This is a genomic window from Cohnella caldifontis (genome assembly GCF_029360585.1).
In the GTDB taxonomy this organism is placed as follows: Bacteria; Bacillota; Bacilli; order Paenibacillales; family Paenibacillaceae; genus Cohnella; species Cohnella caldifontis.
Window position 1 is genome coordinate 195,188 of record NZ_JAQZSJ010000004.1, and the last position, 12,124, is coordinate 207,311.

At 64.0% G+C, this 12,124-nt stretch carries 12 protein-coding genes; all 12 read right to left on the reverse strand.

The genetic code is table 11. The annotated features are described in order from the left end of the window. Positions 1-155: 155 nt before the first annotated feature. Positions 156-1,724, reverse strand: a complete 1,569-nt coding sequence (locus tag PTZ19_RS09135; RefSeq protein ID WP_276353894.1) for a 2-isopropylmalate synthase — start codon at positions 1,722-1,724, stop codon at positions 156-158. A 772-nt stretch (positions 1,725-2,496) separates the two neighbouring features. Continuing rightward, on the reverse strand, positions 2,497-2,901 hold the full coding sequence (locus PTZ19_RS09140; protein ID WP_276353895.1) for an SRPBCC family protein: 405 nt from the start codon (positions 2,899-2,901) through the stop codon (positions 2,497-2,499). A 66-nt stretch (positions 2,902-2,967) separates the two neighbouring features. Then, a complete protein-coding gene (locus PTZ19_RS09145; protein ID WP_276353896.1) occupies positions 2,968-3,855 on the reverse strand; it encodes a helix-turn-helix domain-containing protein in 888 nt (295 codons plus the stop codon). 31 nt (positions 3,856-3,886) lie between these two features. Then, a complete protein-coding gene (gene tsaD, locus PTZ19_RS09150; protein ID WP_276353898.1) occupies positions 3,887-4,939 on the reverse strand; it encodes a tRNA (adenosine(37)-N6)-threonylcarbamoyltransferase complex transferase subunit TsaD in 1,053 nt (350 codons plus the stop codon). After that, positions 4,939-5,475, reverse strand: a complete 537-nt coding sequence (gene rimI / locus PTZ19_RS09155; RefSeq protein WP_276353899.1) for a ribosomal protein S18-alanine N-acetyltransferase — start codon at positions 5,473-5,475, stop codon at positions 4,939-4,941. Before rimI ends, tsaD begins: the two co-directional genes overlap by 1 nt. A gap of 2 nt (positions 5,476-5,477) precedes the next feature. Next, positions 5,478-6,272, reverse strand: a complete 795-nt coding sequence (gene tsaB / locus PTZ19_RS09160) for a tRNA (adenosine(37)-N6)-threonylcarbamoyltransferase complex dimerization subunit type 1 TsaB (RefSeq protein ID WP_276353901.1) — start codon at positions 6,270-6,272, stop codon at positions 5,478-5,480. Next, a complete protein-coding gene (tsaE, locus tag PTZ19_RS09165; RefSeq protein ID WP_276353902.1) occupies positions 6,269-6,778 on the reverse strand; it encodes a tRNA (adenosine(37)-N6)-threonylcarbamoyltransferase complex ATPase subunit type 1 TsaE in 510 nt (169 codons plus the stop codon). The genes tsaB and tsaE overlap by 4 nt, the downstream gene beginning before the upstream one ends. A 7-nt stretch (positions 6,779-6,785) precedes the next feature. Next, complete coding sequence (gene thiL, locus PTZ19_RS09170; protein WP_276353904.1) at positions 6,786-7,805, reverse strand: thiamine-phosphate kinase; 1,020 nt, start codon at positions 7,803-7,805, stop codon at positions 6,786-6,788. A 115-nt stretch (positions 7,806-7,920) separates the two neighbouring features. Beyond that, on the reverse strand, positions 7,921-8,745 hold the full coding sequence (locus tag PTZ19_RS09175) for a hypothetical protein (RefSeq protein WP_276353905.1): 825 nt from the start codon (positions 8,743-8,745) through the stop codon (positions 7,921-7,923). Positions 8,746-8,902: 157 nt separating this feature from the next. Next, entirely contained in the window at positions 8,903-9,739 is an 837-nt protein-coding gene (locus PTZ19_RS09180) for an aldo/keto reductase (RefSeq protein WP_276353907.1), read from the reverse strand. Then, the gene (locus PTZ19_RS09185; RefSeq protein WP_276353908.1) at positions 9,736-10,728 is read right to left on the reverse strand and encodes a mannonate dehydratase; all 993 of its coding nucleotides are present in this window, start codon (positions 10,726-10,728) and stop codon (positions 9,736-9,738) included. The genes PTZ19_RS09180 and PTZ19_RS09185 overlap by 4 nt, the downstream gene beginning before the upstream one ends. Before the next feature lie 18 nt (positions 10,729-10,746). Further along, positions 10,747-12,096: an ABC transporter substrate-binding protein gene (locus PTZ19_RS09190; protein WP_276353909.1), complete on the reverse strand. Its 1,350-nt coding sequence runs from the start codon at positions 12,094-12,096 to the stop codon at positions 10,747-10,749. Positions 12,097-12,124 lie beyond the last annotated feature (28 nt).

Consider the following 12,124-nt stretch of genomic DNA (forward strand, 5'->3'; position numbering starts at 1 on the left):
TTCCCGCTTTTTGGATTTGCCGGTATTGACTGCCGACCGGAACTGGGAGATAGCCGATCTCGGCGTTGAAATCGTCCTTAAACGCTAAAGCCGCATGCACGGCCTTTCGGCCCGAGCATGCGGCTTTTTTCATGCGAATTCCGAATCCTGTAACGTTACTGTCCCGAGGCTTCGCCGAAGCTGCGCCCGCTGAGCAGCGCCGCGTTGCACGCCGAGACGTACGCCCGCGCCGCGGCCAGGATGATATCCCGGTCGACCGCCGTCCCTTGGTGCCGGGCACCCTGGTACTGCACGGTCACGACCGCTTCCCCGAAGGCGCCTTCTCCCGTGGACAGGGAGTGCAGCTCCAAATCCTCGAACTCGGCCTCTACCGGCACCGCCTGGCGAATGCAGTGGATGACCGCTTCCAGCGGCCCTTCGCCCGAAGCGGCGTACGAGGCCTCCGATCCGTCTTCGTTCCTCCGGATCGTGACGGAAGCGATCCGGGTGCGCTGCGTGCCCGCCAGCACCTGGAGATCGAGCAGCGCGTAAGGCTCCGCCGCGACGCCCGACGATTCCCCGACCAGCTTCAGCAGCACGTCGTCGGTGACGATTTTCAGCTCGTCGGCCGTGGCCTTGAACCGCCGGTACAAATCTTCCAGCTCTTGATCGGCCAACCGGAAGCCGTATTCGGCCACCCGATGCTTGATCGCATGGCGGCCGGAGTGCTTGCCCAGGACGATCATGCTGCGGGGGATGCCCATCGCTTCCGGATCCATGATCTCGTACGTGTTGCGGTTTTTCAGCAAGCCGTCCTGGTGGATGCCCGATTCGTGCTGGAACGCGTTGCGGCCGACGATCGGCTTGTTGTAGGCGATCGGCACGTGCATCGTGCGGCTGACGAGGCGGGACGTCTCGTAAATCTGGTCCGCGCGGATCCCGGTTTCGACGCCGAGGGACTCTCCCCGCGTCTGGATCGCCATGACCAACTCCTCCAGCGAGCAGTTGCCGGCGCGTTCGCCGATGCCGTTCACGCAAACCTCCACTTGGGCGACTCCGTGGCGGATGGCCGCGAGGCTGTTGGCGACGGCCAGCCCCAAGTCGTTATGGCAATGCGTGCTGTACGCGATCCGATCCCCGCCCCGCACGTTGCGGCGGATGCGCTCGAACAGCGGACCGAACTCCTCCGGCAGCGCGTAGCCCATCGTGTCGGGCACGTTGATGACCGTCGCCCCTTCGTCGATCGCCGACTCGATGACGCGGTACAGGAATTCCTCGCTCGACCGGGAGGCGTCCATCGGGGAAAACTCGATTTCGTCCACGAATTGCTTGCCGTACGCCACCATGGAGCGAATGGTTTGGATCACCTCGTCCTGCGTTTTGCGCAGCTGGAAATCGAGGTGGATTTGCGAAGCCGAAATGAACAGGTGCAAACGGCGGCGCGCGGCTTCCCGGGTGGCGGCGACGGCGGCGTCGATGTCGTCCCGGACGCAGCGGGCGAAACCGCAGATTTCCACGCCTTGCAGCTCCCGGGAAATTTGCCGGATCGCCTGGAATTCGCCCGGGCTGGAAATCGCGAAGCCGGGCTCGATGACGTCGACGCCCAGCCGGGCCAATTGGCGGGCGATGACGATTTTCTGCTCCGGACGGATGGAGGCGCCGGGCGCTTGCTCGCCGTCGCGAAGCGTCGTGTCGAAAATGCGGATGCGGCGTTTGGACGATTGGTTTTCGCGGGTTTCGGACATGAGGAGTGCCTCCTTCGAAATGGGTGATGTTCCGGAGACGGCAAAAAGCCCGCCGTCTCTCCATTGGGCAAGAGACGACGGGCCTTATGGCCGCCGCGGTACCACTCTGCTTGGAGGATTTCGCCTTCCGGTCGGCGAAACCGTTCTCCCTCTCGTGCGCCGATCCGCGCTGTCCGGACAGCGAAAATCGGCGAGCGCCCGATATCGGGGGCCGGCCGTAACGGGATCAAGGGCTTCTCGAGCCGCTGCCGCTTCCAGCGTGCAGGCGTCTTGCGCTGCCGGTTCACCCGTTCCGCTCCCGGACGAGTTCGGAGGCCTCTTCGGCTGCGTCGCACCGACCCGCAGCTCTCTGAATTCCAAGGCATCTCCTACTGCTTCCGTTCATCGCGTTGTTTATGGGTTCGCGGGGGCCGGGAAAAACAGAAAAGCCCGCGCGTCTCTTCTGCAAGAGACGGCGGGCGTTACGGCCAACCGCGGTACCACTCTGCTTGACGCGTTTCTCAACGGAACACGCGTCCACCTCGTCGACCCGATCACGGGGGTTAACCGTTTCGGCGTACGCGCCGGGCGGCATCCAACCTGCCCTTGTTCCGCCGAACCGCTCCCAGGCGAGCTTCGGGTTCCCTTCCGCCGCGTTGCACCGTCCCGCGGCTCTCTGGTGTCCGGGACTTCCCTACTGTTCCTGATCTTCGCGTTTGCTGTCTGATATTCCCTTCCGGGATTGGACTTGATTATAATTTCCGCTATCGGATCTGTCAATACGCACGGAACGTTATTTTTCCAAAACCCGCTTGAGCGAAAGCAGATCGCTTCGCACCATTTCCGCGTCCCGCTTGAACTGCGCTTCCGTCACGCCTTCCCTGCGGAACAGCGTGAAGAGCACCTCGCTCCCCGTTCCGTTCGGGATGACGCGCATCGGGTTGACGAACGTTTCCCCGGTTTCCAGACGGATCCGATGGTCCAGCACCCCGTATGGATTGGATTCGACGTAACGAAGTCCCATGGTGCCTTCGGCGGCCGTCTCCAGGATCCATTCGTCCTCCGCAGGGCGCGCGGACACGCAGAACGACGTCAGCCATTCCGGCGAATTCGCGGGATTCGCGGCATATTCGTATACGTCTTGCGGCGGGCTCTCGATCGATACGCTGATCGTGACGGCTTGCATGGTCGAGGACATCGGGCATTCTCCTGTTCATAAGGGGGATGGTCGGCACAGCCTGCCTTGGCTGGCCGCGATCCCATTTTACGGGAAAGGCGACCCCGATCTCTTGGATAAATCGGACATGCCGCGGAATTCCCGGAAGGCCGCGGTCGGAGAAGCGCCGTAAAACCGTTTGAATTCGCGGTTCAGGTGGGACTGGTCGTAAAAGCCCCGATCCAGCGCGAGCGCCAGCCAATCCGGGCGGCCCTCCCCGCCGATTTGCCGCAACACGGTTTGGAATCTCACGATTTCGCAGAACGTCTTGGGGTTCGCCCCGATCCAGCGATCGAATTTCCGGTTCATTTGCCGCGAGCTGATCCCTTCCGCCGCCGCCAACTCCGTCACGCCGACGTTGCCGCCGGATCGGAAGATCCGAAACAGCAGGTTTCCCATCGTATCGTCCACCGGACTGCCTGACGCCTGCAGCCGCGAGAGCAGGAAACGTTCCGCTGCCCGGACTTTGCCATCCATGTTTTCCGACTCGAAAATCCGCTCCGCGATCCCTTTCCCGAAGCCGGGCCACGCCTCATCCAAGGGAAGCAGCATCCCCGAGAATTCGGACAAAGGGAATCGCAGGAACGGAAACGCCCCACCGGGAAAAAAGCGGATGCCGAACTTCACGGCCGGGCGATCCGCGCGGTACTCGATCGCGAAAGGCCGCTCGTCGAATCCGGCGTACCGAATCCGGCAGCGGCGGTGGAGGAGCTCATATTCGAACAGGATGTCGGTGCAACCGTCCGGCAGCACCCGATCGATCGCCTCGTCATCCCCAGGGTGGGCGGTCGGTCCCGAACTTGCCGGTTCCGACAACCAATAGCAGGCGACGTACGGTCGAAGCGCGGGAGAAGGCAGCCTTTCCGCATAACGGTACGCCGGGACGCGACCGTTCGCCTGAACGGGCCGGAACAGCGGATGCAAAGCGGCTAACACGGCGAAACCTCCTTCCCGGGCAGCGGTCCGTTCACTCCGAAGCGACGGACCACGCTTCCAGCGGCATCTGGGGATCGGCTTTCAAGTCCAGCGGGGAGAACTCCCCGCGCCGCCATTTCAAGTCCGCGGCGGCGGCGATCATGGCGGCGTTGTCGGTGCACAGGGACAACGGCGGAACGAGCAGCGGCACGCCGGCTTCCCCGCAGAGGCGGGAGAGCCGCTCCCGCAGCCCGCGGTTCGCCGCTACGCCTCCGCAGAGCAGCACCTGCCGGACGCCGAATTCCGCCGCCGCCCGCATCGCTTTTCCCGTCACCACGTCGATGACCGATTCTTGGAACCCTCTGGCCAGCGACGCGAAATTGACCGTCTCCCCTTTCATGCGGGAGCGGTTGATCTCGGCCAGTACGGCAGATTTCAGCCCGCTGAAGCTGAAATCGTACGATTCGGGCTCGAGCCAGGCCCGCGGCAGCTCGATTTCGCCTTCCGCTTCGGCCGCCAGCCGATCCACGTGGGGCCCGCCGGGATACGGAAAATGGAGCGCCCGCGCCACCTTGTCGTACGCTTCGCCGACCGCGTCGTCCCGGGTACGCCCGATGATCCGGAAGCGGCCTTCGCTCTCCAGCAGCACCAGCTCGGTATGCCCGCCGGACACGACGAGCGCGAGCGCGGGGTAATGGATTTCCCCGACCAGCCGGTTCGCGTAAATGTGGCCGGCGATATGATGGGTGCCGATCAGCGGCACGTCCAGCGCCATCGCCAGGCTTTTGGCCGCCACCACGCCGACCAGCAAAGCGCCTACCAGCCCCGGTCCCTGCGTGACCGCCACCGCGTCCACGTCCGCGAGACCGATGCCGGATTTCCGGAGCGCCTCCTCCAAAATGACCGTGATGCTTTCCACGTGTTTGCGCGAAGCGATCTCCGGCACGACGCCCCCGAACTGCCGATGGGTGTCGATCTGGCTGGACACGAGGTTGGCCAGCACTTCCCGGCCGTTCCTCACGACCGCCGCCGACGTTTCGTCGCAGCTCGTCTCGATCGCCAGCAAATGGTAGTCCCGTGCCCCGGGCGTTTGCGTTCCGCCCATCACGACGCCCCTCCTTTCGGCCGGCGCGGGCTGCCGGCGGCTTGCGCATCCGCCTCTTCGTCCGTCGGCTCCAGCTCGGCCCACATGATGAGCGCGTCCTCTTGATTATCCGAATAATAGTTCGGCCGCACGCCGGATTCGTAGAAGCCGAGCTTGCGGTACAACGATTGGGCCCGGTCGTTCGTCACCCGCACCTCGAGCGTCATGCGCTTGGCCCCGAACCAAACGGCGGTCCGCATCATTTCGCGCAGCAGCCTTTCGCCCAGCCCTTGCCCCCGGTAAGGCTCGCGCACCGCGATGTTCGTGACGTGCGCTTCGTCGACGATCAGCCACATCCCGCCGTAACCGAGAATCGCGCCGTCCCGCTCCATCACCATGTACCGCGCGAAATGGTTCTGCGTGAGTTCCGTCCGGAACGCTTCCTCCGACCACGGAGCCGTGAACGATTCCCGTTCGATCCGGACGATCGTTCCGATATCCCCGAGCGTCATGCTGCGGAAAACGACTTCCGTTCCTTGTTTCTCCCACTCCGCCATGATCAATCCCCCCGGGCCCGTGCCGCCAGAAGCTTGGCTTCCGCCTCCGCCAGCTGCGTGTAATTGGGGACGAACGCATGGATTTCGTCCCGCTCCCCGCGGCGCAGCCTTTCGGCCGCGAGTTCGGCGACGGAGACGGCCTCCATCGCATGCGGAACCAAGCGAATCGCCGGACCGGTTTCATTGCCGGCACCGAACGCCGCTTCCAGCTGAGGCCCGATTTCGCCAGCCGCCAAAATGGCGGGAGCAGGCCCCATGCCGGCTGCGGCTTCCGTCCGAAGCTGCTCTGCCCATTCGGCGGCCAGGCGTATCCCGTCCGCGTCCAACCGCTCCCAGCGCCCGGAGGCGTCCGCGAGAAAACGCGCCGTATAGACTTGGCCGCGCCGGGCGTCCATCACCGGGACGAGCCAGACGGGGCCGGCAATCGAACCGCCCGCGTTTTCCTTATACGTCCTCCAAGCCCCGAGCGCCAACGCCTCCAGACTGGAGACGCCCAGCAGCGTTTTCCCCCAAGCCCAGGCCAGCGTTTTGCCGACGGAAACGGCGATCCGCACCCCCGTATAGGAGCCGGGGCCCTGCCCCACGGCGATGGCGCCGAGCGAATCCGGAGATACTCCGCATTCCTTAAGCAGCGCTTGGATTTCGGGCACGATGAGCACGGAATGGTTCCGCTCCGCGAACGATTGGACGGAGCCGAGCGTTTCGCCATCCCGGACGACCGCAGCCGCCAGCGAAGCCGTGGACGTTTCGATCGCCAGCACCGTTGCCGAAGCGGGTGGGGCGTAGGTGTCGCTCATGATTCGGCATCCTCCTCCGGCGTTAAGCCCAGCTGCAAGCACCATTCCCCGTAACGTCCGCCGACCGGGCGGCAGCGAAGCCGCCGGGACGTCGGGCCGGTGTGCTCCAGCACGATGTGGAGGCGTTCCGGAGGCAGGATCGGCTCGATCAAAGAAGCCCATTCCACCAGCGTAACGCCTTCCCCCATGAAATATTCGTCCAGTCCGAGCTCGTCCGCTTCCTCCAAGGAGAGCCGGTAAACGTCCATATGGTAGAACGGCAGCCTGCCGCCCTCGTATTCCTTGATGATGGTGAACGTCGGGCTGTTCACCGTGCCGGGCACGCCGAGCGCGGCGGCGAACGCCTGCGCGAAACGGGTCTTGCCGGCTCCGAGATCCCCGTCCAGCGCCAATACGGATCCCGGTTCCGCCTTCTCCGCCAAGGCCGCCGCGAAAGCCGCCGTATCTTCTTCGCTCTCCGCTTCGCGCACGTACCATGGGGTCCGGCCGTCGTTCCGTTCTGCCATCGTCGCTTTATCCCTTCGCGAAATGATTGTACCCCCGCTTGTCCAGCGCCCGCTTGCGGCCTTCCGCCGTATGCAGCCAGACGCCGGCAGGCCCTTCCTCCGTCGTGCCGATGACGAAGAAGGGCAGGCCTTCCGCCCGGAACGCCTCCGCGATCCCCGGCGCATCCTCGCGCCTCGCCGTCCCCAGCAGGACGTAATCTTCCCCGCCGTATAAGATCCAGTCCAACGGCTCTCGCCGGCACGCCGCCGCATAGGACGCCAATTCGCCGGACATCGGCAAGGAAGCCTCCCGCAGCACGAGACGCAGGCCGGAGGCTTCGGCGATCTCCCACGCCTCGCTGGCCAGGCCGTCGCTGATGTCGTTGAGCGACGTCGCCCACCCCCGCTCCGCGAGCAAACGGCCCGCCCGGACCGAAGGGCGGGGCCTGCGGTGCGCGCGCACGAGCCGCTCCGGCGGGGGCGGAATCCGTGCCTCGCTTCCCGGGAGCAGGCCGAACAGCCCGCCTGCGGACAACCCCAGCGGTCCGGTGGCGAACACGATTTCGTCCGGTCCCGCCCCGTCCCGTCCGACTGCCCGCCCGGACTCGACCGTTCCGGTTAACGCGACGGCGACGACCAGATGCTTCGGAGACGAGGTAGTGTCGCCGCCGATCACGGCGATGCCGTACTCTTCCGCGCAGGCGTAAAGCCCGTCGTACAGCGACCGAATCCGTTCCGTGCTCCACGCGGGCGGCACGCTGACGGACACCATGGCGTGCCGGGGCACGCCGCCCATCGCCGCGATGTCGCTGACGTTCGATGCCAGCGCCTTGTATCCGATGTCCGCGTCCTCCATCGTCTCGGGGAGGAAGTGGACTTCTTCCACCATCGTATCCATGGCCAGAAGCCAGTCGCAGCCTTCCGCCGCGGCGACCACCGCCGCGTCGTCCCCGATGCCGCGCTTGACCCCCAAAGCGGCCATCCGCTCCGTCGGCTGGCGGCCGGAGGTCCATCTGCGGATCCGCTCGAATTCGTCCGGTGACGGCACGACCGGCTCCCCTTTCGCCCAGTTTGTCCTTATTATATCGGGGCGGGTCCGAACATGCAAAACCCGCCCGGGAGGCCGGGCGGGCTTATCGTCGAGCAACGTTGCTCGCGATCGGTTATTGGAAGGAACGGTAGCTGCCGCCGCTGATGGAGGACAGCATCGGGGACACGAAGCTCGTTCCGCTTTGCTCCGACTCGGATTGGAACGACGAAGCGAAAGGACGGATCGAAGAGGACGATCCCGCCGCTCCGCTAAGCGACTGGGCGATCGAACCGATCGCGTTGCTGCCGGTCAGGTTCGACTGGCCGTTCGGTCCCAACTGGCCGGACTGGCCGAACGTTTGGCTCGATTGGCTCGACTGAAGGGATTGGCCGACGCCGGTCATTTGGCTCGCGATCGAACCGATCGCGTTGCTGCCGGACAGGTTGGATTGGCCGTTCGGTCCCAGTTGGCCGGATTGGCCGAACGACTGGTTTTGGCCGGACAGGCCGGACGGGTTCACGCCGGATAGTTGGCCCGCGATGGAGCCGATATAGGACGTTCCGGACGGGTTCGATGGATTCGCGATGTTCCCGGCCAAGCTGCCCATCGTGCCGAAGGAACCGCCGGAGGCGCCGAATTGGTTGAACTGCCCCGGTTGGGAGAAGGTCGTGCCGAACGACTGCTGCCCCATCGTCATCCCGGAGGAATTGGCCATTTCGCGGCACAGGTTTTGCAGTTGGTTCATTTGCTGAATCGCCGTTTCATGCATGCGGATCATATGCTGGATTTGCTGCGCCGTTTGGCGTTCGCGCTGTACGAGGCGGTCAAGCTCGCGCGCGTTCTGCTCTTCGGTCTGCGCCATTTGATGGTACATTTGGGTGGACTGGTTCGTCTGGTTGATCAGTTGGCGGGTCATTTGCTCGCACTGCGAAGCCAAGTTGCTCAAGTTCGAATACACGGATTCAGCTTCCCTTCGTTTTTTGGTCGGTTTGAAAACCTCGCATAGTATGCCGAAGGGGAGCCAGAATTATGCAAAAAATTTCTAGCGCCGCCTGCCGCAAAAAAGGGCGCCCCTCCAAGGGAGCGCCCCCGAATCCGCAGTTGTCCGACACGACTCAGAAGTTGAAATTGTCGGGATCCGAGCCGAACCGGCGGTTCCGGTTCAAACCGTCCAGCGCACGCATGTCTTCGTCCGACAGCTCGAAGTCGAAAATGTCGGCGTTCTCGCGGATTCGGTGCTCGTTCGTCGACTTCGGGATCGTGACGACGCCGTGCTGCAAATCCCACCTGAGCACGACCTGCGCCGCGGTTTTCCCATGTTTCCCGGCCACCGCCTGAATGGCCGGAACGTCCAGATGACCCTGCATGAGCGGACTCCATGCTTCCAGCTGGATTCCGTTCCGTTCGCAAAATTCGCGAAGCGGCACCTGCGATAACAGCGGATGGTACTCCACCTGGTTCACCATCGGCTTGATTTCGCAATGCTCCAACACGTCCGTCAAATGATGGATCTGGAAATTGCTCACGCCGATGGCGCGGACGTACCCCTCTTTGTACAGCTTCTCGAGCGCCCGGTACGTCTCCAGATACTTGCCTTTCACCGGCCAATGCACGAGATACAGGTCGACCGCGTCCAGCCCGAGCCTTCTGCGGCTGGCTTCGAACGCCTGCAGCGTGCTTTCGTACCCTTGGTCCGAGTTCCACACCTTCGTCGTCACGAACAGGTCGCCGCGGGCCGCGCCGCTGTCCTTGATCGCCCGTCCGACGCCCTCCTCGTTGCCGTAAGCTTTGGCCGTATCGATGCTGCGATAGCCGGTCTCGATGGCCGCCCGCACCGAACGCTCCACTTCTTCGCCTTCCTTCACTTTGAAAACGCCGAGCCCCAGCCGGGGCATCCGGACGCCATTGTGCAGCGTAACGGTATCGGTTAACCCCTTGATGTCCACCTTCATGCCCGCATTTCCTCCTTCGATTCGTTCGCCCGTTTCGTTTCCGCGGCCGCTTCCATGAGCCCTTTGATGTATCCGACGCCGAACAGCCGCCCGAGCAGCTCGTATCCGGGATTCGCGTTGTCTTCGCCTTCCATCGTCGGTACGTGATCCGGCCGGGCCGGGCCGTCGTAGCCGACCTCGTAGTACGTCTTCATCGCTTCCAGCATGTTCGTTTGCCCGTCGTCGTGGAACGTCTCCTCGAAGCGGTCGGCCGTGCCGCGAACGTCCCGGAAGTGCACGAAAAACAGCTTGCCGCGGGCCGCGAAACGCCGGATGACCGAGGGAATGTCCTCCCCGGCCGCCGCCAGCGTTCCCTGGCAAAGCGTAATCCCGCTGTACTCGCTCGGCACGAGGTCGATCGCCCGCTCGAGCGCGTCGGCGCTTCGCAGAATACGCGCGACGCCGCGGATGGGCGAAATCGGCGGATCGTCCGGATGGAGCGCCAGCCTTACCTTCGCACGCTCGGCGACAGGCACGATTCGCTCCAGGAAGTACCGCAAATTGTCCCACAGCCGTTCTTCCGTCACGACCCCCGCCTCCGTCAGAGGAGCGTCGATCATCAGCGAATGGTCGTAGCTGGAGACGAGGGCGCCGCCGCGCGTCCGGGTCGCCGTAGACGTCCGGAACCAGCCGAATTGCGCCATGAAGTTATAGCACAGCACGGGGATGCCGACCGCCCCCATGTTCTCGATCAACCGCCCGAACGCCGCGATTTCCGCGTCCCTGCCCTCCGTTCCGAGCTTGATCCGGTTCGACGGAGGCATCGATTCGATGACCGTCAGCCGCAAGCCGAAATCCTCGAACCGCCGCTTCATGTGCAGCAGCGGTTCGAACGCCCAGGGCTCCTTCTCCTCCCAGGGCAGCGGGCCGACGGCGTGGCCGATGCCCATTTGCTTGGCCAGATGCCAGAGCCGCGACGGGCGCGACGGAAAAAACTCAGCCAACTGCATGCTGCGCCACCCCTTCCCTCAACCGGCGCTCCCGTTCACTTGTTTTTGGCGGCGATGTCCTGCCCCAGCTTGTTGATCTCGCCGTACGTCTTCGATCGATTTCTGCCCGAACATGACGGCTTCCATCGTCGTTTTGTAGAAATCGACCCACTCCGTGAACCCGGGACCCGCCGGATAGAACGGCATCGCCTTCTCCGACGCGACTTCCGCGAGCCGTTTGCTCAGCTTATCCTTCGCCGCGAGATTCGGTTCGAGCTCCTTGTAGATCGCCTCGTTGATCGGGATGCCGCGGGTGAGGCCGAGCGTTTTGCCGCCTTCGGGATCCGTGATGAACCATTTGACGAACTTCTTCGCCTCTTCCTTGTGCTTGGAATTCGAGCTGACGCCGAGGAAAATCGTCGATTGCGCCCAGCCGCCGCCGGACGGGCCGTTCGGCACGTTCACGACGTCCACTTTGCCGGGCAGCAGGCTTTCCAGCGCCGCGACGGAGCCGACGGTGCCGCCGCGCGTCATCACTTTGCCGGACGCCATCGGATCGGCTTGCGGATCGTTCTCCAGGAACGACAGCGACAGGTCGGGCGGCGGCAGCACTTTGTCTTTCCGCAGCGCGGAGAGCTCTTCGTGGAATTTCACGAACAGGTCATGGTCCAGGTTGAACGTTTTGCCGCCGTCGGACATGATCGGCCCTTTGCCCATCGAAGCCTGATACCACTGGAACCAGTCCCAGGCGTTCGCGGCGTCGCCGATCGGATATTGGTCTTCCGGCAGTTTCGCCTTCGCGTCCCGGGCCCACCGGAAATACTCCTCCCACGTCCAGCCCTGCTTCGGCAGCGGAATGCCCGCCGCTTCCAGCGCGGCTTTGTTGTAGGCCACGCCCTGCGCGTTGTGGCTGAGCGGAATGCCGTACAGCTTGCCGCCGATTTTGACGTTCTCCAGAATGTTGTCCGGCACGACGCCCGACAGGTCGATGTCCGACAGATCCTCCATCACGCCGCGGGAGACGTAGTCCTGGATGTACGCCGCGTCCATCTGCAGCACGTCCGGCACCGTCTTGGAAGCGGCCAGCGTCGGCAGCTTCTGCCAGAACGCGTCCCAAGCCATGTATTCCGGCTTGAACGTGACGCCCGGGTTTTGCTGCGAGTATATCTTCAGGGCGGCAAGCGTCGCCTGATGGCGCTCGTCCGGCCCCCACCAGGTAATGCCGAGCTCGACCGGGGACGAAGCCCCGCCCGAGCCGGAGCTCCCGCCGTCTGCCGGCGCCGGGCTCCCCTCGCTCTCTTTGCCGCCTCCTCCGCCGCCGCATGCCGCCAGTACGAGCAGCAGGGCCAGCGCCGGAAAACCCCATCCTTTGAACCGTTTGCGACTCATCGCTTTTTCCCCTTTCCGATTGGACGAT